The sequence below is a fragment of the Hymenobacter elongatus genome, from assembly GCF_004745955.1.
Lineage (GTDB): Bacteria > Bacteroidota > Bacteroidia > Cytophagales > Hymenobacteraceae > Hymenobacter > Hymenobacter elongatus.
In genome coordinates this window covers 1-25,546 of the sequence record NZ_SRLD01000024.1, presented here as the reverse complement: position 1 = coordinate 25,546, position 25,546 = coordinate 1, and the positions used below count along the sequence as shown (strand labels likewise).

General features: G+C 61.5%; 23 protein-coding genes. 14 read left to right on the top strand and 9 right to left on the bottom strand.

The window, feature by feature from the left end; all coding sequences use genetic code 11:
- The first annotated feature begins 25 nt into the window (after nucleotides 1–25).
- The gene (locus E5J99_RS12900; protein WP_167852112.1) at nucleotides 26–649 is read left to right on the top strand and encodes a phosphatase PAP2-related protein; all 624 of its coding nucleotides are present in this window, start codon (nucleotides 26–28) and stop codon (nucleotides 647–649) included.
- An 11-nt stretch (nucleotides 650–660) separates the two neighbouring features.
- On the opposite strand, the gene E5J99_RS12895 is transcribed toward E5J99_RS12900, so the two are convergent.
- Together E5J99_RS12895 and E5J99_RS12890 are read right to left on the bottom strand one after the other, a co-directional pair.
- Complete coding sequence (locus E5J99_RS12895; protein WP_135498222.1) at nucleotides 661–1,446, bottom strand: SDR family NAD(P)-dependent oxidoreductase; 786 nt, start codon at nucleotides 1,444–1,446, stop codon at nucleotides 661–663.
- Nucleotides 1,447–1,535: 89 nt separating this feature from the next.
- Complete coding sequence (locus E5J99_RS12890) at nucleotides 1,536–2,351, bottom strand: phytanoyl-CoA dioxygenase family protein (RefSeq protein WP_135498221.1); 816 nt, start codon at nucleotides 2,349–2,351, stop codon at nucleotides 1,536–1,538.
- 218 nt (nucleotides 2,352–2,569) lie between these two features.
- On the opposite strand from E5J99_RS12890, the gene E5J99_RS12885 reads away from it, so the two are divergent.
- The 7 genes from E5J99_RS12885 (at nucleotide 2,570) to E5J99_RS12855 (ending at nucleotide 9,350) form a co-directional block, all read left to right on the top strand.
- Nucleotides 2,570–3,370 (top strand): WG repeat-containing protein, encoded by an 801-nt coding sequence (locus E5J99_RS12885; RefSeq protein WP_135498220.1) that lies wholly within the window; start codon nucleotides 2,570–2,572, stop codon nucleotides 3,368–3,370.
- A 448-nt stretch (nucleotides 3,371–3,818) separates the two neighbouring features.
- On the top strand, nucleotides 3,819–4,304 hold the full coding sequence (locus E5J99_RS12880) for a hypothetical protein (protein WP_135498219.1): 486 nt from the start codon (nucleotides 3,819–3,821) through the stop codon (nucleotides 4,302–4,304).
- Nucleotides 4,305–4,306: 2 nt separating this feature from the next.
- Entirely contained in the window at nucleotides 4,307–4,990 is a 684-nt protein-coding gene (locus E5J99_RS12875; protein WP_135498218.1) for a hypothetical protein, read from the top strand.
- A 68-nt stretch (nucleotides 4,991–5,058) separates the two neighbouring features.
- Nucleotides 5,059–5,742 (top strand): hypothetical protein, encoded by a 684-nt coding sequence (locus tag E5J99_RS12870; protein WP_135498217.1) that lies wholly within the window; start codon nucleotides 5,059–5,061, stop codon nucleotides 5,740–5,742.
- Nucleotides 5,743–5,765: 23 nt separating this feature from the next.
- Entirely contained in the window at nucleotides 5,766–6,071 is a 306-nt protein-coding gene (locus E5J99_RS12865; protein WP_135498216.1) for a hypothetical protein, read from the top strand.
- Between the two features lie 84 nt (nucleotides 6,072–6,155).
- Nucleotides 6,156–7,691: a hydroxymethylglutaryl-CoA reductase gene (locus E5J99_RS12860; RefSeq protein ID WP_317128831.1), complete on the top strand. Its 1,536-nt coding sequence runs from the start codon at nucleotides 6,156–6,158 to the stop codon at nucleotides 7,689–7,691.
- A gap of 99 nt (nucleotides 7,692–7,790) precedes the next feature.
- A complete protein-coding gene (locus E5J99_RS12855) occupies nucleotides 7,791–9,350 on the top strand; it encodes a T9SS type A sorting domain-containing protein (protein ID WP_135498215.1) in 1,560 nt (519 codons plus the stop codon).
- A gap of 125 nt (nucleotides 9,351–9,475) precedes the next feature.
- Here E5J99_RS12855 and E5J99_RS12850 read toward each other — a convergent pair whose 3' ends face one another.
- Both E5J99_RS12850 and E5J99_RS12845 read right to left on the bottom strand, forming a co-directional pair.
- The gene (locus tag E5J99_RS12850) at nucleotides 9,476–10,000 is read right to left on the bottom strand and encodes a hypothetical protein (protein ID WP_135498214.1); all 525 of its coding nucleotides are present in this window, start codon (nucleotides 9,998–10,000) and stop codon (nucleotides 9,476–9,478) included.
- A gap of 105 nt (nucleotides 10,001–10,105) precedes the next feature.
- Nucleotides 10,106–11,314 (bottom strand): homogentisate 1,2-dioxygenase, encoded by a 1,209-nt coding sequence (locus E5J99_RS12845; RefSeq protein WP_135498213.1) that lies wholly within the window; start codon nucleotides 11,312–11,314, stop codon nucleotides 10,106–10,108.
- A gap of 308 nt (nucleotides 11,315–11,622) precedes the next feature.
- Here E5J99_RS12845 and E5J99_RS12840 point away from each other — a divergent pair, with 308 nt between their 5' ends.
- Nucleotides 11,623–12,651, top strand: coding sequence for a transglutaminase-like domain-containing protein (locus tag E5J99_RS12840; protein ID WP_245318945.1), 1,029 nt, complete (start codon nucleotides 11,623–11,625; stop codon nucleotides 12,649–12,651).
- Between the two features lie 143 nt (nucleotides 12,652–12,794).
- Here the strand turns inward: E5J99_RS12840 and E5J99_RS12835 are convergent, their stop codons facing one another.
- A complete protein-coding gene (locus E5J99_RS12835; RefSeq protein WP_135498212.1) occupies nucleotides 12,795–13,241 on the bottom strand; it encodes a lipocalin family protein in 447 nt (148 codons plus the stop codon).
- Nucleotides 13,242–13,438: 197 nt separating this feature from the next.
- Nucleotides 13,439–15,133, bottom strand: a complete 1,695-nt coding sequence (locus tag E5J99_RS12830) for a S41 family peptidase (RefSeq protein ID WP_135498211.1) — start codon at nucleotides 15,131–15,133, stop codon at nucleotides 13,439–13,441.
- 412 nt (nucleotides 15,134–15,545) lie between these two features.
- On the opposite strand from E5J99_RS12830, the gene ruvX reads away from it, so the two are divergent.
- The 3 genes from ruvX to E5J99_RS12815 all read left to right on the top strand — a co-directional run bounded on the left by ruvX (nucleotide 15,546) and on the right by E5J99_RS12815 (nucleotide 17,734).
- On the top strand, nucleotides 15,546–15,956 hold the full coding sequence (gene ruvX / locus E5J99_RS12825; RefSeq protein WP_135498210.1) for a Holliday junction resolvase RuvX: 411 nt from the start codon (nucleotides 15,546–15,548) through the stop codon (nucleotides 15,954–15,956).
- On the top strand, nucleotides 15,953–16,561 hold the full coding sequence (gene def, locus E5J99_RS12820) for a peptide deformylase (protein ID WP_135498209.1): 609 nt from the start codon (nucleotides 15,953–15,955) through the stop codon (nucleotides 16,559–16,561). Before ruvX ends, def begins: the two co-directional genes overlap by 4 nt.
- Before the next feature lie 195 nt (nucleotides 16,562–16,756).
- Nucleotides 16,757–17,734 carry a zinc dependent phospholipase C family protein gene (locus E5J99_RS12815; protein WP_135498208.1) on the top strand — a complete coding sequence of 326 codons (978 nt, stop codon included), beginning with the start codon at nucleotides 16,757–16,759 and terminating at the stop codon, nucleotides 17,732–17,734.
- A gap of 319 nt (nucleotides 17,735–18,053) precedes the next feature.
- On the opposite strand, the gene E5J99_RS12810 is transcribed toward E5J99_RS12815, so the two are convergent.
- On the bottom strand, nucleotides 18,054–19,010 hold the full coding sequence (locus tag E5J99_RS12810; protein ID WP_135498207.1) for an ion channel: 957 nt from the start codon (nucleotides 19,008–19,010) through the stop codon (nucleotides 18,054–18,056).
- Nucleotides 19,011–19,096: 86 nt separating this feature from the next.
- Between E5J99_RS12810 and E5J99_RS12805 the strand changes: the two genes are divergently transcribed.
- Nucleotides 19,097–19,498 (top strand): DMT family protein, encoded by a 402-nt coding sequence (locus E5J99_RS12805; RefSeq protein WP_135498206.1) that lies wholly within the window; start codon nucleotides 19,097–19,099, stop codon nucleotides 19,496–19,498.
- Between the two features lie 139 nt (nucleotides 19,499–19,637).
- Nucleotides 19,638–21,974, top strand: a complete 2,337-nt coding sequence (locus tag E5J99_RS12800; RefSeq protein WP_135498205.1) for a patatin-like phospholipase family protein — start codon at nucleotides 19,638–19,640, stop codon at nucleotides 21,972–21,974.
- A gap of 15 nt (nucleotides 21,975–21,989) precedes the next feature.
- On the opposite strand, the gene E5J99_RS12795 is transcribed toward E5J99_RS12800, so the two are convergent.
- Together E5J99_RS12795 and pulA are read right to left on the bottom strand one after the other, a co-directional pair.
- Entirely contained in the window at nucleotides 21,990–22,835 is an 846-nt protein-coding gene (locus tag E5J99_RS12795) for an aquaporin (RefSeq protein ID WP_135498204.1), read from the bottom strand.
- A gap of 68 nt (nucleotides 22,836–22,903) precedes the next feature.
- A complete protein-coding gene (gene pulA, locus E5J99_RS12790; protein ID WP_135498203.1) occupies nucleotides 22,904–24,913 on the bottom strand; it encodes a type I pullulanase in 2,010 nt (669 codons plus the stop codon).
- Nucleotides 24,914–25,546: the final 633 nt, after the last annotated feature.

The following is a 25,546-nucleotide window of genomic DNA, read 5'->3' as shown; positions in this document are numbered from 1 at the left end:
GGCGGCTTCTTCCGCAGGTGCACCTTTGCCTTCCGCTCCTACCTGGCCCCAGCTGTGGCGGCAGCCCGCGTTCCGGTGGCGGCTGGGTGGCATTCTGGGGGGGCTGCTGGCGCTGGGGGCTGTTATTCCACGCTTCTTCGCCTTCATCGAAGCCCGCCCCGGCGTGGTGCTACCCGACCCGGTGCTGGCCTGGCTACCCGTGTACGAGGTGTCGGGGCCCACGTTCGGGGTTATTTACCTGAGCATTGTGGTGGCGCTGGTGCACCTGCTGCCGCGGCCAGCGCGGCTGCTGCGGGCGCTGTGGGCCTACGGACTACTGCATCTGTTCCGGCTTTTCACGCTCTGGCTCACGCCCCTGGAGCCGCCGCTGGGCATGACGCTGCTGCACGACCCACTGGTCGACCGGTTTTTCTACGCCTCGGCCACGCCCATCACCAAGGATTTGTTCTTCTCTGCCCACACTGCCACGGTGCTCATTCTGGCTATGGCCGTCGGCAGCCGGGCCTTGCGGTGGGGCCTGCTGCTGAGTGCCGCCCTCACCGGCCTGCTCGTAATGGTGCAGCACGTGCATTACTCCTACGACGTGGCGGCGGCCCCACTATTTGCCGGGCTTAGCTTCTGGCTGGCCGGCCGCGTGGCCCGCTGGTAGCCCAGCTAGGTTTACTTCAGGTACTTCTCGTAAATATTGGCGGCAATTTTCTCGGTTATCGACTTGGGCACGAACCCCGTGAGCGTGGCCGACACCTTGTTCAGCGCCCCCGGAATGACTTCGGCCTCGCCGGCCAGCAGCGCGGCTACACCGGCCTGCGCCACTTGCTGGGGCGTCATCGAGAGCTTGGCCGCTACTTCCTGCAAGCCCGCACTCATCCCGGCCCGGTCGGCAAAATCGGTGGCAGTAGCGCCAGGACTCAGGCAGGTAACGGACACCGGCGAGTCGCGCAGCTCGTAGCGGAGGCCCCGCGAGAAGGTGAGCAGAAACGCCTTGCTGGCCGCGTAGAGCGTGAGCGTAGGCACCGCCTGATACGCCGCCGTGCTGGCAATATTGAGAATATAGGCCTTGGGCTGCCGACGCAACACGGGCAGCAGCTGGTGGGTTAGCTCCATGGGCAGCAGCATATTAAGCTGGAGCATATTCTGCTGGGCCGCCAGCGGCAGCTCCTCAAAGCGGCCCCACAGGCCGTAGCCCGCGTTGTTCACCAGCACCGCCAGGTCGGGGGCCTGCTGCCGGGCCCACGCCGCCAGCCGCGTCGCCGCGCCGGGTTCGGCCAGGTCGGCGGCAAACACGTGCGCCGCTACGCCATGCTGCTGCCGCAGCTCGGCCGCCACCTGCTCCAGCTGGTCGGCGCTGCGGGCCGTGAGCAGCAGGCCATAGCCGCGCCGCGCCAGCTCGCCGGCCAGGGCACGTCCAATTCCGCGGGAAGCACCCGTAATGAGAGCGTAGGGCATTGAGGGAAAATGAAATAGTGATTTTTCGTTCTGGCTTTCCGCGCGCCGGTCACCAGCAGTAGGGAAGCTGCGCGCAGTATTTCCGGCGCTTATTTCACCAGGTGCAGAAAGCGCAGGTAAAATGGCGTGGGGCTGTCGGCTTTTTTGGGCGTGTACTTACCCGCAATGACGGGCACGTACATCACCCGGCGGCGCGACACCTCGCCCACCAGCGGCGACTGAGCCACGCGGTGCCACATGCGGCCGTCGTGCACGGTCAGGTCGCCGGCTTCGGTTTCGACGGCTATTTCCTCGGCGTCGGCGGTGTTGTCTTTAAAGTACTTCTTGCGAAATATCATTTCGCGCAGCGACTGATGGTGCGTGCCGGGCAAAATGCGCAGGCCGCCGTTGGTGGCCGGCGTACCATCGAGGTGGACGCCCACGTTGAGCATCGGCCCGATGCGCTTGCCATAGAAGACGTCGCGCAACGAGTCGGTGTGCCAGCCCATCTGGCTGAACTCGCTGCCCGGCATGTTCACGTAGTGGTTGATTACCAAGCCGTCTTTCTCGTCTTCGCCGACGCGCTCATTGGCGGCTTCCAGCAGCGGAAACAAGGCCCGAAACCGGGGCTCCCGCAAAAAGTCGTGCAATACCGGGCTGTGCTGGGAGGCGAAGGCAAAACGCTGCACAATGCGGGCACCGTCCACGTCTTTGCCGTATTTGATGGGCACCCCGTTCACTTTTTCAACGCCGCTGGCCACCCACTGCTGCTGAATGGTTTCGGTAGCCCGCAGAATTTCCTGCACCTTATCGGGCGAGATAAAAGCGCGAAAATGCAGAAAGCCGTAGCGCTGAAAGAATTCCCGCTGCTCGGTAGTGAGGGCATGCCCCAGGGTAAAGCGCGGATAGTTCTGTAATGAGGCCATAAAGCAAAGCGGCAGATAAGTACTCTTTGGGAGGACAAAGATACGATTGCCGCGCCCGTACCCCTACACTTCCGCACGAAACCCTGCGGCGGCACTATTTCCGGAGCCCACCGCACCCACATTTGGGGCTTCCGGTAACGCTACAGGCGGTAAAATCAGGTCCGGAGTGGCGGTAGGCAGCGGGTTTGGTTTGGGCGCATCCTCGTATCTTAGGGCCAATGCCGGGCTTCTTCTCCTTCTCCGTTGTGCTGAAACCAGTACCCTTCCTGCTCGCGGCGCTGCTACTCACGGCCGCCCAGCCCACCCAGACCACATCGGCCCGCCTGATTCCGTTTCATAAGGGCGACAAGTGGGGCTACGCCGACCAGAGCCGCCGCATCGTGCTGCCGCTGCGCTTCGATGAGGCCGGGCCATTCGTGCAGGAAATTGCTTGGGTGCGCATCGGCAGTCTGTATGGCTACATCGATGGGGGCGGCAACGCCGTGACGCCGGTGCAGTTCGGGCGGGCCAGCACCTTCCACCACAACCGCGCCACGGTGGAGCTGAACGGCGAGACGTTCGACATAGACGCCAGCGGCAACCGCCTGGCCACCCCGCCCGAGCCGGAGCCGGAAAGCGAGTTTCTGACCCAGGGCGACCTGACGCGGCAGAGCGGCAAAGTCGGGTTTCGCTTCACCATCGGGCAGGCCGTGGTGCCGCCGCTCTACGACGAAATTCAGGAGAACTACGACGGCTTGCTCTTTGTGCGGCAGGGCACGAAATGGGGCGTCATCAACAACAAGGGCAAGCTCACGCTGCCCCTCGACTACGACGCCATCCGGGCCGTGGAAGCCAATGGCTTTGTGCATGCCATAGTGGAGCAGCAAGGCCGCTTTGGCTATCTGGATACGGATGGCCGCCTGCTGGTAGCGCCCAAATACAGCGCCGCCGAGCCTTTCCTGGCCGCCGTAGCCCGCGTCACGACCCCCGACGGCCGCACCGGCTACATCGACTCGCGGGGCCGGGAGTTTTTCGAGTAGCTACAAGCAGTTTCATCACCCGTGTAGGCGGGCAGCCAACTGGGTGCCGCAACGCGTACCGAAAGCCAGCGAAGCGAAGGGGCGCGCCGCTGCAGCCTGGCCATGCATGGCTCGTGCAGCTGCTGTGGTGCGTATTCGACTGCTGATGTACCACCAAAAATCCTTTTCTTGCGGCTTGATTTCCCGAACCACCTGTTCGGCTCTGCCCGCTCTATCCCTATTGCATTTTTAGTGATTTCCCGTGCCGGCCACACCACTTAGGTGCGTCGAGCCGACTCCTCCCTGTTTTTGGCAGCCGGACCAACGTGTGCTTTACATTCACCCCCCCTATACCTACGTATGAAGTACTATTCCTGGCTGTTGGTGGACATGCCGCTACGCCCCCGGCACCACGACCCGGAGCACGGATGATCTGGACGACACCTTCTTTCACGAGCTGGCCCACGGCGTGCACTACGGCCAGGTGGGCAACGACTACTGGACCGCCTACATCGGGCATATCGTGACGGCCTTTGCGCAAAGAAGGCTCAGCATATACGGCCGCAAAACCGATGCGGGCGCGGGCCGGATTGCCATCAGTGAGGCCTGGGGCAATTACATCGGGGGCACGTTCAACGCCAGGAAGTATGACCTTGTAAATAGAAATGTCAGTGTTGCCAGCAGGGCTAATTTAGAGAACCAACAGCCGAACGATAACGTGGACGATGATAACGGCTGGATCGTGTACGGAATGTTGCACGACATGACTGACACGGGGGAACCCACGTTCACGGGCGTAACAGACGATGTGGACACCTATACCACCCCCGAATTATTCCGGGCCCTGCAGTCTGACGTAGTGAGCGTGCGCCACTATCAGCAGCGCGTATTGCTCCAGAACAGCAACAAGCAAGCCCCCCAGCTGGAGCAGCTGGTAACCTCTTACCGTTGGTAGCCATGAAACACCTCTTTTTGTGCCTGCTGCTGCTGGCTGGCTGCAAGCGCGAGCCCGCCCCCGAGTTCGTGGACCTCATCTTTCAGATTCCCTTCGCCCTGACTCCGGAGCGCGACACGGTGGCCGTGGGCGACACGCTCTGGCTCACGGCCGACTTCTCCGACCAGCTCCGCGACTTCTATACGGGCCAGCGCTACCCCGTACCCCCGGCCAACTTCAGGCTGCGCACCCTGCTGGGTTTGCTTCGGCTCACGCTCCCGACCCGGAGTACGGGGGACCAGCCGGCGGCGACGGAGGATTTCACCTTTGTCAACAAAGTCGGGGCCGTGGGCCGGCAGTTTCCCACCTACAACGAAGTCAGCTACGTGCATGCCCAGGGCCGCTACCACCTGCGCGTGGGCCTCATTCCCCAGCGACGCAGCGTGTTCTGTATCAGGTTTCTGAATGGCTGGCTAACCAGGCGGCGGGACGAGCCGGAGCCCGACCTGTCCTACCTTAACTTGGGCAAAACGGCAGACGGAGGACCCCGACAGGCTGTGTTCAATGGCTTCTTTTATTATATAAACGACGGCCGCACCAACTTCGAGCTGTTCAAACAGCACTGTGCGGTGGTTTCCCTCAACTATCCTGACCCGGGCAACATAAACGCCGAGCAGGAAGGTACGCTCACCTTTGTCGTGCGATGAGCGGCCACCTACCGGTATCCCGTGCGGGGTGCCGGTAGGTGGTGGCCGCACTCTTACCGTTGGTAGCCATGAAACACTTTCTGTTGTGCCTGCTGCTGCTGGCCGGCTGCAAGCGCGAGCCCGCCCCCGAGTTCGTGGACCTTACTTTTCAGATTCCCTTCGCCCTGACTCCGGAGCGCGACACGGTAGCCGTGGGCGACACGCTCTGGCTCACGGCCGACTTCTCCGACCAGCTCCGCGACTTCTACACGGGCCAGCGCTACCCCGTACCTCCCGCCAACTTCAGGCTGCGCACCCTGCTGGGCTTGTTCCGGCTCACGCTCCCGACCCGGACCTTGGCAAATCAGCCGGCAGCTACGGAGGATTTCACCTTTGTCAATAAAGTCGGGGCCGTGGCCCGGCAGGCCCCCACCTTCAACGAAGTCAGCTATGTGCATGCCCAGGGCCGCTACCACCTGCGCGTGGGCCTGATTCCCCAACGCCGCGGCGTGTTCAGCGTCAACTTTCTGGATGGCTGGCTAACCAGGCGGCGGGAGGAAAAAGAGCCCGACTTGTCCTACCTCGACCTGGGCAAAACGGCAGACGGACTGCGCCGACAGGCTGTATTTAGAAGCTTCTTCCACTACATCAATGAGGGCCGCACCAATTTTGAGCTGTACAAGCAGCACTGTGCGCCGGTTTCCCTCAACTATCCCAATCCCGGCAACATAAATGGTGAGCAGGAAGGTACGCTCACCTTTGTCGTGCGATGAGGGCACCCATACCGTTGGTAGCCATGAAACACCTCTTTTTGTGCGTGCTGTTGCTGGCTGGCTGCAAGCGCGAGCCCGCCCCCGAGTTCGTGGACCTCATCTTTCAGATTCCCTTCGCCCTGACTCCGGAGCGCGACACGGTGGCCGTGGGCGACACGCTCTGGCTCACGGCCGACTTCTCCGACCAGCTCCGCGACTTCTACACGGGCCAGCGCTACCCCGTACCTCCCGCCAGCTTCAGGCTGCGCACCCTGCTGGGTTTGCTTCGGCTCACGCTCCCGACCCGGAGCATCAGTAATGCCTTGCACGCCCGGCGCACGATTGATTAGCCTTCTACGCAAAACCTTTCTATTTTACTCCGCCATCTCCCACCGTATCTCCTTCCGCGCCCTATGATCTTTACGCCCAGCCCCATGCTTCTCAAGCTGCTCTACACGCGCGGCAGCCTGCACAACACGCCTGAAGGTGTGGCTTTCAGCATCAAAAACCGCCTCGACACGGTGCGCATCACCCGCATTGACGCCGTGCTGATTGATGGCGTGCGTTTGGGCGCGGAGCAGATTGCCCTGGATCTGGGCGAGGGCGACGTGCGGCCGGCTACCACCTTCAATGCCGACAGTGCGGGCGTGGAGCTGCCCGTGGGTCAGGCCGCCACGTTTCATTTGGCCACCGGGCACCTGAAAGAAGGCATGCACACGGTGCAGGTGCAGTTTTCGGCCGACCCGTTTGGCGACCTCAACGTGGAAGTGGAAGACGCCATTGTCAGCATTCCCGACAACCGGACCCGCATTCCGCGCCAAGACCAGGACGACTACTCCGAGGCCGCTATTGAGGCCCGGCAACGCTTTGCCGAGGAGTTTTCGGGCCAGCAGTTCGAGCATCTCAAGCGCTATTCCTTCGACCCGCACATGCTGCAGGGCAACTGCGAGCATTTCACCGGCGTGGCCCAGATTCCGGTGGGGCTGGCCGGGCCGCTGCTCGTGAACGGCGAGCATGCCCAGGGCGAATTTCTCATCCCGATGGCCACCACCGAAGGCACGCTGGTGGCTAGCTACAACCGGGGCATTCAGGTGCTCAACCTCTGCGGCGGCGTGAAGTGCACCGTCATCGGCGACGCCATGCAGCGGGCCCCGGTGTTCGTGTTCGACGACGCGCGCGGGGCCCGGGATTTTGGCCGCTGGGTGGAGGAAAACAGCAGCTCCATCCGGCCCGAGGCCGAAAGCACCTCGCGCATTGCCAAGCTCCAGTACATCGACACCTACCTGAGCAACAAATTTGCCTTCCTGCGCTTCAACTACAGCACCGGCGACGCGGCGGGCCAGAACATGGTGGGCCGCGCCACCTTCGCCGCCTGCTCCTGGATTCTGGAAAACTACAAGGGCGCGCCCATTCGCCACTTCTACCTCGAATCGAACTTCGCCACGGATAAGAAAGCCAGCCAGATCAATGTGATGCGCACCCGGGGCAAGCGCGTGGTGGCCGAGTGCGTCATCAAGCGCGACGTGCTGCAACAGCGCATGCGCGTGACGCCCGAACAGCTGGCCTACCACGGCCAGGTGAGCAACGTGGGCGCTTTCCTTTCGGGGGCCAACAACAACGGCGCGCACTCGGCCAACGGCATCACGGCCATGTTCATTGCCACCGGCCAGGATGTGGCCAACGTGTCGGAGTCGTCGGCGGGCGTGCTGTATTCGGAAGTTACGAAGGAAGGGGACTTGTATCTGAGCATCACCATTCCCTCCCTGATTGTGGCCACCCACGGCGGCGGCACCGGGCTAGCGACCCAAAATGAGTGCCTGCGCATGTTGGGCTGCGTGGGCCGGGGCACGGTGAATAAATTTGCCGAAATAGTGGCGGGCGTGGTGCTGGCCGGCGAGCTAAGCCTGGGCTCCGCCATTTCGTCGTCGGACTGGGTGAGCAGCCACGAGCAGTACGGCCGCAACCGGTAGCCCCGAACGTCATGTTGACCAGCGGGAGACACCTCGCGTGTACTACTCCCTGTCATCCTGTTTTTAAGCCTCGGTTACGCCCACACCCTATTGCCCGCTATGAGAAGACGCTTAGTGCTAAGCCTGTTGCTGACGCCGGCCCTGCTGCGCGCCCAATCGGCGCACCCCAATGTGCTCATCAGCGTGCAGAATCAGCCCAACGAAACCTCTATTGCCATCAACCCCAAGAATACGCAGCAGCTGGTAGCCGGGGCCAACCTCAACAACCAGTACAGCTCGCTCGACGGTGGCCGCACCTGGACGTGGCGCACCCTGACTTCGCCCTACTCCGTGTGGGGCGACCCCGTGGTAGTGGCCGACACGACGGGCGCTTTCTACTACTTCCACCTCTCCAACCCCGGCGCCACTTCTATTGGCTTTCCCTTCATCGACCGGCTACTGGTGCAGCGCACGGCTTCGGCGACTACGCCCTTTGGCTTTCGCAGCTTTTTTGGGTTAAATGCCCCCAAGCAGCAGGACAAGGAATGGGTGGCCGTAGACCGCAAAACCAACGCGCTGTATGCTACCTGGACGGAATTTGACGCTTATGGCAGCCTCAACACGCGCGACAGTACCCGCATTCTGTTCACCAAATCCCTGGATCAGGCCCAAACCTGGAGCAAACCCCAGCGCATTAGCTTTTATGGCGGCAACGCCGTGGACGAAGACGCCACGGTGGAAGGAGCCGTGCCGGCCGTGGGGCCCAACGGCGAGATTTACACCACCTGGGCCGGCCCCCGCGGCATCGTTTTCAACCGCAGCCTGGACGCGGGCCAGACGTGGCTGCCGCGCGAGCGAACCATCCTGAGCCAACCCGGCGGCTGGGATTACGCCGTGCCGGGCATCTACCGGGCCAATGGCCTGCCCGTGACGGCCTGTGACGCCAGCGCCGGCCCCCACCGGGGCAATGTGTACGTGAACTGGACCGACCAACGCAACGGCCCCTCCGACACCGACGTGTGGCTGGCCCGCAGCACCGACGGCGGCCAGACCTGGAGCGCCCCCACGCGGGTGAACAATGACCCGCCGGGCCGCCACCAGTTTTTCACCTGGATGACCATTGACCAAAAAACGGGCTACCTGTGGTTCGTCTTCTACGACCGCCGCAACTACGCCGACACGCGCACCGACGTGTATGGCGCCCGCAGCACCGATGGCGGCCTTACGTTCCAGAATTTCCGGCTGAGCCAAAGTCCATTCGTGCCCAACGAAGGGGCTTTCTTTGGCGACTACACCAATATTACAGCCCACGACAACGTGGTGCGCCCCGTCTGGACGCGCATGGACGGCACCGAGTCCAGCGCCTGGACCGCGCTGATTGCCGTGCCAGTGCTGACGCCGGGCACCGCCGCCGCCCAACTCGAGCTGACGCTGCAGGCCTACCCCAACCCGACGTCGCACACGCTAAACCTGGCCCTGGAGCTACCTGTAGCCGCTTTCACGCACGTCGAGCTGCTGAATGCTACCGGGCAGCGCGTCCGCACGGTACAGTCTGGCCACCTGTCGGCGGGACACCAGCAGCTGCGTGTGCCGGTGCAGGATCTGGCAGCCGGCATGTATCTGCTCCAAGCCAAGGTTGGTGCTACCAGCCTGCACCGAAAAATAACCGTGCTGCACTAAGAGCGTGTTCAGAATTTTACTTTTCGTGTCATGCTGAGCTTGTCATTGCCTATTCGGATGGGCTCTAAGCAAAAAGGGCCGCTGAAATCAGCGGCCCTTTTGCGTTACGTATTCCGACAGCTGCCTTACAGCGGATCGGCGGTTATTTTGAATTTAGAATCAGCGCGCACCGTAATTTCCTGGGCAATGGACCGGCCTACAGTAGCCTCCGTGTAGAGCGTGTAGCTGGGGGATTTGATATACTTATCAAGCTTGGTACCACTCGGCGTCAGTTCGATAACCGATACGCCCCGGGGCACCTGGGCTAGCGACGCCAACGGCACAATGTCGTTCTGGTCGGTGCCGATAGAGATTTTGATGCTGTTCAGGAAATCGAAATTCGCCGCCGATGGGTCGGTGATAGTGAGCGTGAATTTGGTCAGCGACACGTCTTTCACCAAGTCGGCATTGGTGTTGTTGTTTTTGAATGTCTGCTCGGCGTTGGACGTAACGGGTACCGGCAGAATAACCGGCACAGTGACAACAGCGCTGGCCGGAATTTTAATGTTCTGGCTATTCGAAATCTCAAAGGTGAGTAACTCAGCCAGTTTTTTGCAGCTCAACACGCCCAACAGCAGGAACAGAGGAGCTATAAAGAGGATTTTTTTCATGTCGGTCAATTGTTGCAGAGAAGGTGAGTAGAGGAGAAAACCCACAACGCCAGCGCCACTCGTTTAGTGCCGCTGGGCGTTGTGGGTTCAATATATAGATTTTATTCAGTCCATCATATCCGCTGCCCGGGGCGGCTCATGCTTGAAATCCGGGTTCCAACTCATAGGATAATTCTCATCCAGATAGGACAGTGCAGTCTCCGTCAGATACAGGGGCCGGAACGTATCGACCATCACGGCCAACTCGTGGGTTTCCTTTTTGCCGATGCTGGCCTCCACCGTGCCGGGGTGCGGCCCGTGCGGAATACCGCTGGGATGGACCGTAAACGAAGCCAGATCCACGCCTTTGCGCGACATGAAGTTGCCGGCCACGTAGTAGAGTACCTCGTCGGAGTCGACGTTGGAGTGGTTGTAGGGCGCCGGGATGCTGTCGGGGTGATAATCGAACAGGCGCGGCACGAAAGAACAGATGACGAAGTTGTGCGCCTCGAAGGTCTGGTGCACGGGCGGCGGCTGATGAATGCGGCCCGTAATGGGCTCGAAATCGTGAATGCTGAACGCGTAGGGATAAAAGTAGCCGTCCCAGCCTACTACGTCGAAGGGCGAGTGGCCGTAGGTGAGCTCGTGCAGGTAGCCTTCCTTCTTGATTTTGACCAGATAGTCGCCCGATTCGCGCGTGTCGCCCGTCACCAGGGCATGGGGCGGCCGAATATCCCGCTCACAGTAGGGCGAATGCTCCAGCAGCTGCCCGAAATGGTTGCGGTAGCGCCGGCAGGTCTCAATGGGACTGAACGACTCGATGATGAGCAGCCGCACCGCGCCCTCATCGAAGTGCAGCTGGTGAATAATGGTGCGCGGAATCACGAGGTAGTCGCCGGGCTCGAAGCGTACGATGCCCAGCTGGCTCCACAGCTCACCGCTGCCCTCGTGCACGAAAACCACCTCGTCGGCCAGGGCATTTTTGTAGTAGTAGTCCATGCGCCGCTCCGTGGGGTTGCAGATGCTCATGGTCACGTCCGCGTTGCCGATCAGCGTTTGGCGGGCCTGGAGGTAGTCGCCGCCGGTGGTGGTTTGGCCCAGCGTGCGCAGGTGGCTAGGCTCCAGGGGCCGGTCTTTCAGCAGCCGGGGGCCGTAGGGTACCGGCTCGCCCACTTTCTTAATCTGGGTGGGCGGGTGCACGTGGTAGAGCAGCGACGATACGCCATGGAAGCCGAGCGTACCCACGAGCTGCTCGGAGTAGAGCGAGCCGTCGGGCTGCCGGAACTGCGTGTGGCGCTTGTGCGGAATCTGACCAATACGATGGTAGTAAGCCATACAGGAGAGTTTTTCGGGTGGGCAACTGGGAGGGAGTCCGGTGGGTGAAGGTAAGCACTACCGGGCAAAAGCCGGCAGAGCTGCTCATGGGCAGCGGCTTCCCAAACAGGCTTTTTAACTGGTAGCCCTTCGTTTACGAAAACAACACCGCTACAAATGAATTGTCTTTCCGACCTGAGTGTCTTAAGAAGCCTTGCCGTGCTACTTACCTTTGAGCTGGCAGGCTAGGTTGCGGCTACGCCAGTCCCCTGCGGCCGCCAGCGCTGGTTTTCGGCCGGCATTTATTTCCCTTTACTTTTCCTGCTCCCGTGCGTTCTCTTTTCTCCTGGCCCAAAGCCTTCCTGTTTGTGCCGCTAGCTGGCGCGTTGCTCGCCTGGAATGGCAAACCCCACCCCAAAGCGGCCGTGCGGGCCCGCACGTTTGCCTTCGAGTACACGGCCACAGTGAAGGACCTGCCAGCTCAGGCCAAAGCGGCCGACCTCTGGATACCGGTTCCCCACGCCGATAAGTCGCAGGATATCAACAACCTGGTAATTACCTCGCCGTATCCCTACGAGCTGCTCGACGCGGCCCACGGCAACAAGGTGCTCCATCTACGCGTGCTGAACCCGCAGCCCACGAGCTTTTCGGTCACGATGAAGTTTGACGCCACCCGGCGCGAACACAAAAACCCGGTGCTGAGCCCCGAAACACCCGGCAAGCGCGCCAAAGAAGCCGCCGACCCCGATATGCAGCGCTGGCTTCAGCCCGATCAGCTCGTGCCGCTCGATGATAAAATCCGTCTCTGGGCGCAGGCCGTGGTAGCTCAGGCCAAGGCCACAACCGATCTGGAGAAGGCGCAGGCTATCTACAACCATGTGGTAAGCACCGTGACGTACGACAAAACCGGCCAGGGCTGGGGCCGGGGCGACATCTACTATGCCTGCGACGCCCGCCGGGGCAATTGCACCGACTTCCACGCCGTATTCATTGGCTATTGTCGGGCCGTGGGTATTCCGGCTCGCTTTAGCATCGGCTTCCCGCTGCCCACCGAGCGGGGCGCGGGCGAGGTGAAAGGCTACCACTGCTGGGCTGAGTTCTACACGCCCGCCACTGGCTGGGTGCCCGTCGATGCCTCCGAGGCTGCCAAAGACCCGGCGCGCCGGGCCTATTTCTTCGGGGCCCACGACGAAAACCGTGTCGAGTTCACCCGGGGCCGCGACCTGACGCTGGCTCCGCGCCAGCAGGGCGTGGCACTCAACTACTTCATTTATCCTTATGCCGAGGTCGATGGCAAGCCGTTCACTTCCATCGACAAGCAGTTTCGCTACCACGACGTAGTCCAGACTGCGAAATAGCTCCTGTAGCAGTCCAGGCTGCTACGTGGCGTAAAGGCTGCTTAGGAAGTAGACTTGTTCCTGAATTAGGAACCAACCGGTGCTAAAATGCGACGGTCATGCTCATCTGGCGACTTCCTAAACAGCTTCACCAGAGCGGATGCTTAGCGTTTCTGAAAAGTCATTTTCATCACGAAAGCCCCACTGGAAGTAGCGACTCGATAGGCCAGTTGCAGGCGGGTTTCCGTCAGCTCGTCTATCTGCCAGGTGTCATCAAAAGCGGCTCCTTCGCCGATGATGGTTACGGTGCGGCCATCTTTAGCCAACTGCCATTTGCCCTGGGCGCTGCCGCTGGGCTGGCCGCAGCTTAAGGTGCCTTTGCTTTCTGTATATAGCTGCTGGCCGTGGCTGTGCTCAAAGCGGATAACATCATCCTTCCGGCAGGCATCGATTCGCTCCCGGCTGGCTTGCGCCCCAGTCTTTTCCGTCCAGCTGACCCACACCCAGTCTTTACCGACCAGCAGACGACTGACAGCCAGCGCAGGTGGCTCTTTCCCGCAAAGCCCGAACAAGCCGACGCTAAGCAACAGAAGCAGGCCAAGATATTTCATGGGGCCGGAAGGATGCGGTGACCTACCCCGCTTCTGACTGCCAGAAACCGAGGGGACCAAAATTCCACTTCTCTGACGCTGGTTGCAATACCCAGTTCTGGGTATTTTGTCTCCGGGTTTTCTGGTATACACACAAGCGGGGCGCTGCTTTCCCGTCAGGAAGGCAGCGCCCCGCTTGTGTGTTTCGCGGTGGGTTATTACTTCAGCAAGCCCAGCAGCCCGGATGCTTCGCCGCTGGTGCCCAGGGCCCGCAGCGCCTGCTGCAGCTCCACATCCTGGTCGCGCAGCACCTGGTAATAGGCTGTTTTGCCGTAGGCGCTCCGCGCAATGAGTGCTTTTAGCTGGCCTCGCAGCAGTGTGGCGCAGCGCCGCATACCGGCGGCGTCGGCGGGCACGCCGTTGCGTACGCCCTGGGCCGTAACGGCCTGCAGCTGCGTATCGGAGATGTGAAACGTGGTATTGAACTGTTCAAAGCGCAAGGCTTCCAATTCGGCGCGGTGGTCCTGGTAAAAATTCAGGGCGTACTCCCGGACCAAATTGTGGCTTTGCAGCCGCGTGTAGTAAGCCGAGTAGGCCGTGGTGTCGCGGGGCACAAACAGGTCGGGCATGATGCCGCCGCCGCCGTACACGGTGCGGCCTTTATCGGTGCGGTAGCGCAGCGAGTCGGCAAAGTGAATGCTGTCGGCGTGGAAATACTCACCGTGTTTCTGCCGCTGCGCCAGTTCCTTCTCGTATTCTTCGATGCCGCCCCGGTACGACTTCTGAATTGAGCGGCCCGAGGGCGTGTAGTAGCGGGCAATAGTGAGGCGCAGCTCCGAGCCATCATTGAGCGCAATGGGCTGCTGCACGAGGCCTTTGCCAAATGTGCGGCGGCCTACCACCAGGGCCCGGTCATGGTCCTGCAAGGCGCCGGCCACTACCTCAGCGGCCGAGGCGCTGCCTTCGTCCACGAGCACTACCAGCGGGCCTTCCTCGAACTCGCCCACCGTGCGCGAATACGTTTGGGTGTCATACACGTCGCCTTTACCATCGGTATACACGATTTTCTTGGTCCCCCCGATGAACTCATCCGCCAGCTTGGTGGCCCGGTCGAGGTAGCCGCCGGGGTTGCCGCGCAGGTCGAGCACCAAGCGGCTGAGCCCTTGGCGGCGCAGGTCGCCCAGCGCTTGCTTAAACTCATCGTAGGTGCCGCTGGCGAAACGGCTTACTTTTATGTAGCCAGTTTCATTATCAAGCATGTAGGCCACATCCACCGAGCTGTTCGGAATCCGGTTGCGGGTTACCAGCACGCTCAACGGCTTGGTTTGGTGGCGGCGCTGCACCAGCAGCTGCACCTTGCTGCCACGGGAGCCGCGCAGCTGCGTAAACATTTGCTCGGTGGTGATGTGCACGCCCGAAACCGGCTCGCCGTTCACGGCTAGGATTCGGTCGCCGGGCTGGAGGCCGGCCTGCTCGGCAGGGCCACCGCTGAGCGGCGAAACGATGGTTACGGTGTCGCGAAACAGGTTGAACTCAACGCCAACACCGTCGAAGTCGCTTTGCAGAAAGGCCGATGCCTGCTGCTGCTGCTTGGCCGGAATAAAGACCGAGTGCGGATCGAGGCGCTCCAACATGCGGCTGATGGCGTAGTCGGACAACGCTTCGGCGTCGACGGAATCGACGTAGTCGCGGTCGACGTAGCTCAGGATTTCTTTGAACTTTAGGTAGCCCCGGGCCGTGCCGTCGGGATTTTGGTCGGAAGACCGAAACGGATTCGCGCCCAGCAAAATACCACAAGCCAAGACAATGGCCAGCAACAGCGGCTGCCGCACCTGAGCCCGCATGTTGCGGGGAGCAGCAACCGGAACACTCTCCGATTCGGATGCCTGAGCAATAGGTGGCTCAACGTTCATAAGCAACTGAAAGTGTAGAAGTTCGTGCTATAAGAAGGAGGTATGAAAACCAGGCAATCCTTCAAAAATATTAAAACTTTTCTAAGAAACCCAAGCCATACATAGCCTTAGGTGTATTTTCAAATAACAGTGCAAATATTTATTCAATAAGAACTATAATCACTCGTTACGACTAGCTAATCTGCAAATTACGGCGAGCCGTAACCCACTGGCACACAAAGATAAATCTATCATTTTTCGAAGGCCGGGCTGTTTAGACGAAATACGCTTCTGACCGGTTGGGCCAAGGGTTCTGGAGGCCTAACCCAGGCCGTGGTATCGCCCGGAAATGTGTGTCCGTTCTGGTGGGCTGTCGTATCTTTGCGGGCCGGAGCCGGTTGGGAGTACTACCGCTTCTTTTTTCACGCATTCCATGGGACGCATCCTTGCCATCGACTACGGGCACAAGCGGGTAGGGCTGGCCGTCACGGATCCGCTGCAGCTTATTGCCACGCCGCTCGAAACCATTCACAGCCAGAACCTTCTGGCCTACCTCAAAGCCCTGCACGCGCGGGAGCCGTTGGAGGCTCTCGTTATTGGTATGCCCCGCACGCTGCTCAACGAAGCGACCGACTCGACCAGCGCCGTGGTCGGTATTGTGCGCCGCCTGCGCCGGGACTTTCCGGAGCTGCCCGTGCACGAAATTGATGAGCGCTATACCTCCCGCATGGCGCACGCGGCCATGCTGGCCGGTGGCCTCTCCAAAAAAGACCGCCGCGACAAAGCCACCGTCGACCGGGTCAGCGCTACCCTGATTTTGCAATCTTTCCTCGAATCCCGATGATTTACCCCATTGTTGCCTTCGGTGACCCCGTCCTGAAAACCCGGACCAAAGACATTCCGGCCGAGCTGCCCGCCGATGAGCAGCGGCAGCTGATAGCTGATATGTTCGACACGATGTACCACGCCAACGGCGTAGGGCTGGCCGCGCCCCAGATCGGCAAGGGCGTGCGGCTGTTCGTCATCGACTCGACGCCCATGCTGGCCGGCGATGATGAGGACGAGGAAGAAGAGGACGTGGCCGCCGACGCCACCGAGGCCCCGGTGAAGCGGGCTTTCATCAACCCCGTGATGGTGAGCGAAACCGGGGAAGAATGGGGCTTTGAAGAAGGCTGCCTGAGTATTCCGGGGGTGCGCGAGATGGTGTACCGCCACGAAACCATCGTTATCCGCTACGAGGATGAGCAGCGCGTGCGGCACGAGGAAACCTTCTCGGGCATGACGGCCCGCGTGATTCAGCACGAGTACGACCACCTGGAAGGGGTACTGTTTACCGACCATTTATCCAGCTTCAAAAAGCAGCTCATCAAAGGCAAGCTCACCCGCATCAGCAAGGGCGACGTGACGGCCGACTACCGCATGCGCTTTCCCGGCCAGGGTCGCCGCTAGCGGGGCGCTTACCGAGTCGAGAAACCGCCTATCCGAGCCGCGAAAAAGCGGCCCGGATAGGCGGTTTTTTTTGTTACTTGGGTGTCGGCAGAGCGTCATGTGGGACAGCAGCAACACGCGGGACTCCTCGCCTTGGCGTGAAATGACGCGCTGCTTTTACCCCAGTACCTACTTCAACTTCTGCCTCCTGACGATATGCGTAAGACCCTTGCTCTGGCTTTCCTTCTGGCATTGCTCCTGCTGCCCCACCGGCCGCAGGCGTGGGGGTTTTTCGGGCATCGGCTCATCAACCGGCTGGCGGTTTTTGCGCTGCCGCCCGAAATGGTGGGGTTTTATAAGGCCAATATCGACTACATGACCACCAACGCTACCCGCCCCGACTCGCGGCGCTCGGTGGTGGTCGGCGAGGCGGCCCGGCACTTTCTGGACGTGGATGCCTACGGCGACAGCGCCCTGACGCGGCTGCCGCACAACTGGGCCGACGCCGTGGCCCGCTACGGCGAAGACTCCCTGATGCGCCACGGCATTGTGCCCTGGCACGTGGTCCGGATGAAATACCAGCTCACGGAAGCCTTCAAGGCCCGCGACGCCGACCGGGTGCTGGGTCTTTCGGCCGATATGGGCCATTACATTGCCGATGCCTGCGTGCCGCTGCACACCACCCGCAACTACAACGGGCAGCTGACGGGGCAGCGCGGTATTCATGGCTTTTGGGAAAGTCGGCTGCCGGAAATTCTGAGCGCCAACTACGATTTTTTCGTGGGCCCACCGACGTATTTGGAGAACCCAACCCAAACCATCTGGTCGGTCGTGGAACGCTCCCACGCCGCCGTCGATTCGGTACTGCGCTTCGAGCGGGAGCTAACGGCGCAGTTTGCCGAAGACCGCAAATTTGGCTTTGAGGAGCGCGGCAACCAAACCGTGCGCGTCTACTCCCGCGAGTTCACCACCGACTACCACCAGCGTCTGAACGGGCAGGTGGAGCGGCAGATGCGGCTGGCCGTGCATTTGGTGAGCAGCTATTGGTATACCTGCTGGGTAGATGCCGGCCAGCCCGACCTGCGCAAGCTGCCCCGAACGCCCTCCGAAACCGAGAAGCAGCGCCTGGCCAAAGAAGCTACCGAGCTCCAGAACGCGCCGGCCCAGGCCGTGGTGCCGGGCCACGAAGATTGAGGCGGTACTGCGCAACAACCAGCTGGCCGTTCAACACCCCCGCTGGGGAGCTTGAACGGCCAGCTGATGGTTAGGTGAGGTCTGTAGATAGAACCGCACATCCTACTCCATCTAGCGGACACTTGTCGAAGCAGGACGCACAATACTAGCGCGGTTTCGGGGTCAATGGATAGTAGCGCGAACTTTGTAGTTCGCGTCCCCACGCCGTTCGCAGTCGTTCTACCGGCGCGGCGACGCGAACTACAAAGTTCGCGCTACTGCGACCTCGTACACTGAATCCGAAACCGCTCTAGCGCTCCGTTCTGCCAGCCTCCAGAGGCTACAGACCTTGAATCTCTTCCGTCTCGTGCAGCCGGTCGAGGTCGAGCACCAGGATACCGTCTTCCCGGATGTCGTAGGCCCGCACGTAGCGCCGGTCCCATTCCAGCTCGTCGAAGCGGTAGGAGTTGCGGGAGTGCACGTCCTGGGCGAAGGTGTCGTCGTAGCCTTTGAGCAGGATCAGGATTTCGGCTTCGCGCGCGGCCAGGTCGGCGGCGGTGAGGTTGTGGAGCGGGCTTTCGGGCGTGATGTCGTGCACGATGGTCCAGTTGAGAGGAAAGAAATACACCGACTCGCGCTCCAGCGGCAGGTCCTGGTAGCTGCGGTTGCCGTTGGCGTCGGTGAACTGCAGCAGCACCCGGGCCCGCAGATCCACGAGGGTACTGCGGTGGCGGTTGGCGACGCGAAACTGCAGGTTGCGGGTACCATCGGCGCGGCGCGACATCAGGGCGGTGTGGCTGAAGAGAATACCGGCGCGGGGCCGGGAGAAGCGGCCGTAGAGCAGCCCCGTGGCCAACGCCGCCATTAACAGCCCCGTCAGCGCCTCCACGCTGGCCAGCACGCCCGTGCCAATGCTGTTGGGCGAAATGCTGCCGTAGCCGACGGTAGTAAACGTCTGGACGCTGAAGAAGAACGCCTGCAAAAACGGCGGAATATGACTCAGGGCCGCCGTGCCGCTGAGGTTATCGAGCCCAAGCAGCAGATAGCCCCCCGCAAACAGCACATTAACCAGCGTGAGCACGCCCATGAGCAAGGCCATAAACGGTCCCCACGACAGCGTTATCAGCTCCTGGTAGAGGTCGTGGACGTGGCTGCGGCTACTGCGGCGCAGCACGTTGAAGCTGCCGTCGTGGTTGATGGCCCGGCGCGTGGGGCGGCCGAAGTTCACCCCGATGCCGGGGTCGAGGGAGCTGGGCGGGGCGGCAGGCGGGGCCGCTGAGCGAGAGGAGAAAGGCATAGCCCGTCTAAGGTAGCTACTTTCGAAAAGCCGCGCCACGGGCCGGCAGCATCTGCGTACACCCTCTTTCCTTTTTTTTCCAACCCATGAAAAGTCTCTACACGATCCTGCTGCTCGCTATTTCCAACCTGTTCATGACCTTCGCCTGGTACGGGCACCTGCAGTTCCGCAAGATTTCGTGGCTGCACGGGCTGGGCCTGGTAGGCGTGATTCTGGTGAGCTGGGGGCTGGCGTTTTTCGAGTACGTGTTTCAGGTGCCGGCCAACCGCCTCGGCTTCCAGGAAAACGGCGGTCCTTTCAGCCTGTTCCAGCTCAAGGTTATCCAGGAAGTGGTGTCGCTGACCGTGTTCACGCTGTGCGCGGTCTACGTGTTCAAAACCGATAAGCTGGGCTGGAACCACCTGCTGGGCTTCGGGCTGCTGGTGGCTGCCGTGTACGTCATCTTCAAGAAATGGCAAAGTAAAACTCCTTCCGTGCCGCTTCGGTAGTCGCTCGGCTGCGCCAGTGGCTGCGCTTCCGGCAACGGCCCCTATATTGCCGCCGGGCCCTACCCCAGGCAACTCCCCTTAGCTGAATGCGTAGGGAAAGCCGCTACCGAATCCGGTGCCTACTCCTCCACCCTCCCCCATGCGCAACGTCTACTGCTGGCTCCTGCTTCTGTTGGTTTCGGCCTTTTCTATATCTCCCGTTTCGGCTCAGAAAGTAGGGCTCGTGCTCAGCGGCGGCGGCGCCAAGGGGCTGGCTCATGTGGGCGTGCTCAAGCAACTGGAGAAAAACCGGATTCCCATCGACTACATCGTGGGCACCAGCATGGGAGCCATTGTGGGGGCACTCTACGCGGCGGGCTACTCGCCCAAGCAAATTGAGGAAATCGTGCTCAAGCCCGAGTTTCAGAGTTGGGTATCGGGCGAGCCGCTGGAAGGCAAAGTGTATAATTACTACGACGCCGACCCCACCCCCGCCGCCCTGCACCTGCGCCTGGCCGTAGACACGACGTTCAAGGCGCGGGTAACTCCCAAGCTGGTCGACGATGTAACGCTGAACTACGTGCTGGCCACCATGCTGGCCCCGGCCGGCGCCATTTCCGGCTACGATTTCAACAAGCTATTGGTGCCCTACCGGGCCGTGGCTTCGGAAGTGTTTACCCGCGAGAAAGTGGTGCAGCGCGGCGGCTCCCTCTCCGATGCCGTGCGCAACTCCATGGCTTTTCCGCTGGCTTTCCGACCCATTCGGCAGGCCGATGGCCGCTACCTCTTCGACGGGGCGGTGGTCGATAATTTCCCCACCGGCGTCATGACCGATGAGTTCAAGCCCGACATCATCATCGGAGTGAACGTGGGCGACGTGGCCTTCGGCAAATACCCAAAGGAAAAAGACGACAAGCTCCTGACCAGCACCCTGGTGTTTCTGGGTTCCAACGTGGCCGACACGCTCTCGGTGGGCCGCAACGGCATCTTTATCCAGCCTGATCTGGACGGCATCACGGCCGCCGACTTCAACAAGGTGAAGCAGCTGGTGCAGCTGGGCGAGCAGGCCGCTGAGCGCAAAATGGCCCTGACGCTACGCCGGATTCAGCGCCGCGAGGACACGCTGGCCCTACAGGAGCGCCGCCGCTTGTTCCAGGAAAAAGCGCCCCGCCCCGATTTCAAGCAGATAACCGTGCAGGGCCTGCCCCGCCAGCAGCAGGATTTCGTGCGGCGCTTCTTCGTGAAGAACGGCTCCAGCTACTCACCCGGCGACGTGGAAGAAGGCTACTACCGGCTCGTCAGCAACGACTTTTTCAACAATGTGTACCCGCGCATTCGCTACGACCAAAAGCAGGAAGGCTACGTGCTGAGCGTGGACGCGCGCCAGAACAGCAACCTGACCGCCGACCTGGGCGTGATGCTCTCGACCCGCTCGATGAGCAATTTTTACATCGGCGGGGCCTACCGCTACCTCAACCGCTACCTCTACACGGTGAAGGCCAACACCACTATCGGGCGCTTTTATAACGGGGCTGAGGGCTCGTTCCGGATGAGTATTCCGGGCCGCGTGCCACTCTACTTCGAGCCCACCGTCACCTTCAACAACTTCAACTACCAGGACACCGGCGGCCTGCTGGGTAAGGCCGCCCAGAACACCCAGCTCCAGCAGCGCGACTTCAAGACCGAGCTCCAGATTGGCTTCAGCCCCAACTACCGCAGCCGCTACATTCTCAGCGGCGGCCTGTTTACGAACCGCGACCGGTATGCCAACACCGACGCAATCAGCACCAATGCCGTCCTCGACCAAGACCGCCTGCAGGGCCTGACGGCGGCGTTGCGCTTTGAGCGCAACTCCCTGAACCGGCGGCAGTATTCGGTAAGTGGCCGCCGCGTGGAAGCCGCTTTCCGGGGCGTGCTGGCCGAAGAAAAATACACGCCCGGCACCACCGCCGGCGAGCTGAAGGAGCGGACCCAAGGCCAGGATTTTCTGAAGGCCAGCCTGTTTATCGAGCAGTATTTCACCTTCAACAAGGTCGATTCTGTGGGCACCCGCGTCAATGCCTGGGGCTACATTTTCGATGCCGTGGCCAGCACCCAAGGGCGCTTTGGCACCTACCGCGCCTCGCTCACGTCGTCGCCGGTATTCCTGCCCCTCCCCGACTCGCGCACCTTATTTCTGGACCGCTACCGGGGCACGGCCTACGCGGCCGTGGGCCTGCGCTACATCAAGGCGGTGCTTGGGCCGGTGGAGTGGCGCACCGAAGTGTATGGCCACATACTGGTGCGGCCCTGGGAGCGGCAGAAAGTGAATACCGTGCTGGCCCAACGGGTGCAGAGCGTCAGCCGCCCCTACCTCACGGCCATGACCAGCCTGACCTACCAGACACCGGTGGGCCCGGCGGCGCTGCAGTTCATTCACTACGATGATAATGAGCGCAAATTCGCCGTCTTTGCTCACATCGGCTTCGTGCTTTTCCGCGACCGGGCCCTGGAGTAGAGCCGCGCGTATTGGCTACTCGGCCACGGCCTGCGGGTAGCGGGGCGGCTCGGTAGCCGAGTCGGCCTCGTGTGGGCTGCCCTGCGCCGCCGGACAGCCGGCCAGAATCGCACAGGTCAGACTCTGGCCTTTGTGCAGGGCCGTGAAGAGAATAGTGGCCAGCCACATGCCGGCAATGGGAGCTACCCAATACAGCCACAGCCCCGCGTAGCTACCGGCGGCCACGGCGCTGCCCAGCGTGCGGGCCGGGTTGAGACTCATGCCGGAGAGTGGGCTTTCGAAGGTGATATAGAGCAGCAGCAACAGGCCAATGAGCCAGCCGGCGGTGCTTTTAAGTCGCTCGTGGTGCAGCGCCAGCAGCAAAACCAGCATCAGCAGGAAGGAAATACCGAGCTCCGCCCCGAAGGCCACCCACTGCCCATTGCGGCCCGGCGGAGGCTGGGTGAGCATAAAATTCACCGCCGGATGTGCATAGTACGCGCCCAATACCGCTTGCAGAACCTGGGCGATGAGCAGTGCGCCGGCCAGCTGGGCCAGGAGGTACCAGAGGGCATCGGCCCGCCGGATTTTACCGAGCTGCCAGAAGGCCAGCGTCACGGCAGGGTTGATGTGCGCCCCCGACTTCTTACCCCACGGATTGTACACGATGCACACGATAACCAAGGCCACGCCCACGCCCAGCAGCAGACGCCGCAGCAGGGGCGCGGTAGCCAGCGCCGGACGCACCGGAAAAGCCGGGTGCTCGACCACTATCGTGAGCAGGGCCGAACACAGCATAAAGAAGCCAATACCCGCCGCCTCCGCCGCATAATGCGGCCAATGACGACGCCAGGCAACCAGCATTTCCGAAACGAAGGCCATAAGGTGCTTTGCGGAACCGTGAAGGTTGAAACAACGCGCAAACCGGAGCCGGGTTACGCCCGGCGGGGCTAAGGCTGCACCAAAATGAGAGCCGACGAGGCCGGCAAGTTGAGCGGCTGACCGGACAGCTGCACCATTTTGTCCAGGCCCTTGGGGTTCAGCTCGCCGCCGCGCAGCACCACCGTATAGGCTCCGGCTGGTACCGGCACGGCCGTGGCCGTGCGGTTGCCATTGAACACCACCGTAATGGTGCCCCAGGCGTCGCCGCCCGCGTGGTTTCGGAGCTGGTAGCCGATGGTATTGGCGGGCATAGCGGGCAAAAACGCCAGGTGCTGCTGCACCAGTTCCCGCGTGGGCAGGCGGAACGCGGGGTGGGCACGGCGCAGGGCAATGAGCTTCTGATAGAAGTCGAACACCGCCCGATACTGCGTTTTGCGGGCCCAGTCGAGCTGATTCACGTTGTCGGGCAGGTTGTAGGAGTTGTGCGAGCCGCCCTTGGTGCGCAGAAATTCGTCGCCGATGGGCAGAAACGGAATGCCCTGCGAAGTAAACACGATGGTGGTGCTGAGCAAATCCATCCGGATCAGCTCGGCCTCCGGGGCACCGGGATTGGCCACCGTGAGCTTGTCCCACAGCACCCGGTCGTCGTGGCAGGCCACGTAGTTGATGGCTTGGCTGGGCTCGTTGGCCCACGCGGCTTTTGAGTAATTCACCTTCGCGTAGTCGAGCTGGGGGTGCTGCACGGCCCCCACGATGCCGAACTTCACGCTTTCTTCCAGCCCGGGCTGGCCGCTGGCAAAGCCGGGCTCGGTCTGGCGGGCGTAGTGGCCCTTCACTCCGTCACGCAGCTCGTCGCCGAAAGCAGCAATGCGGTCCAGCTTCAGCACGTTGGCTTTCACGGCACGCTCAGCTTCGGGCAGCGGGCTGCTGCCGGCCGTCCAGCCTTCGCCGTAGATAAAAATGCTGTGGTCAATTTCGTCCAGAGCCACGCGCACGGCCCGCATGGTGCGGACGTCCAGCACGCCCATCAGATCGAACCGGAAGCCGTCGACGTGGTATTCGCGGGCCCAGTACGCCACCGATTCCACGATGAGCTTGCGTACCATGGGCCGCTCGGAGGCCACCTCATTGCCGCAGGCCGTGGCATCGGAGTAGGTGCCGTCGGGCTTTTGGCGGTAGTAGTAGCCGGGCACGAGCTGATCGAAGGAGCTGCGGCTGGCGTTGGCGGTATGGTTGTACACCACGTCGAGCACAAGACGCAGTTCGCGCCGGTGCAGGGTCTGGACGAGCTGCTTGAGCTCCCGGATGCGGCTGGCGGGGTCGGCGGGGTCGGTGGCGTAGCTGCCCTCGGGCACGGAGTAGTGCAGCGGGTCATAGCCCCAGTTGTAGCGGTTTTCGCCCAGCTGGCTTTCGTCCACGGAGGCGAAGTCGTTGGTGGGCAGCAGGTGCAGGTGCGTGATGCCCAGCTCCAGCAAGTGCTGCAAGCCGCTGCCTACGCCTTCGGGGCCGTGGGTACCGGTTTCGGCCACGCCCAGAAATTTGCCTTTGTGCTCGATGCCCGACTGCGGATGCATGCTCAGGTCGCGCACATGCGCCTCGCCAATCACGATGTCGGTGGCCTGCTTCAGCTCGGGGCGCCGGTCGTCGGGCCAGTTGGCGGGGCTGGCGGTGGCCGGGTCAAGCAAGGCTCCGCGCAAGCCGTTGAGGCCCACGGCGTGAACATACGGGTCGGGCACTTCGGCCATCTGCTGGCCCCGAATGGTGGCCTGCACCACGTAGAACCGGCCCGGGGGCTGCGCCGGCAGCTGGTGCACCCACATGCCGCCCACCGACTTCTGCATGGCATACGTGGACACCGGCTCGCCGCCCGTGCCCTCCGCGTAGAGCTTGAGCTGCAGGTTTTCGGCCGTGGGAGCCCACACCCGCAGCGTAGCCTGGCCCCGCACGAACGTCAGGCCCAGGTCGGAGCCGGAGTAGGTGGGGTAGGTGGCGAAATCGGGGAGTTTAGCGCCCGTTTTGGGCGATACGGCGCAGGCAGCAGCCACGAGGAGCAGGCTGAGAAACGACAGAAACTTCATGAAAGCAAAGTTGCTGAAAAGCGGCCGGGAATGGGCAGGATCAGGACGACATTGCGAGGCGCAAGCCGAAGCAATGTCGTCCTCTGCGCAGTACGTGCCTCGCTTCTACCACAAAGCCCTTTCCCGCACGAGCGGGAAAGGGCTTTTCAGTGAAGGAAACCTAAGGCTTGGTAAAACCAGACAATTCCCGGGTTGTCGACACTACAAAAGAGCCATTCCGGGCATCTTCAGTTCTTCAACTCTATGCTTACCTGGCCACGAACAAGCCTTCGAGGTCAGAAGCGTTAGCCACTGCCGATTTTTAACAGCGTCTTACGTGTTTGGGGGGTTGTTTTTCGTGTCATGCTGAGCTTGCGAAGCATCTCTAGCAATGGCAATCAGATTACTAAGAAGCTGTCTGAGCTCTTAAAAACGGTCATGCTGAGCTTGTCGAAGCATCTCTACCGCTTCGTTGCAACGGTAATTCAACGAAGCGGTAGAGATGCTTCGACAAGCTCAGCATGACAGGGTGCAACCCAAATTGTCGCTGCGTATTCGTAACTTAGGTCATGACTACAGCCCCCTCCACCGCCATGAGTAAGGCCGAATACCTAGCGTTGGCCGAGCAAAAATACACCGAGTTGCAGGCCCTTG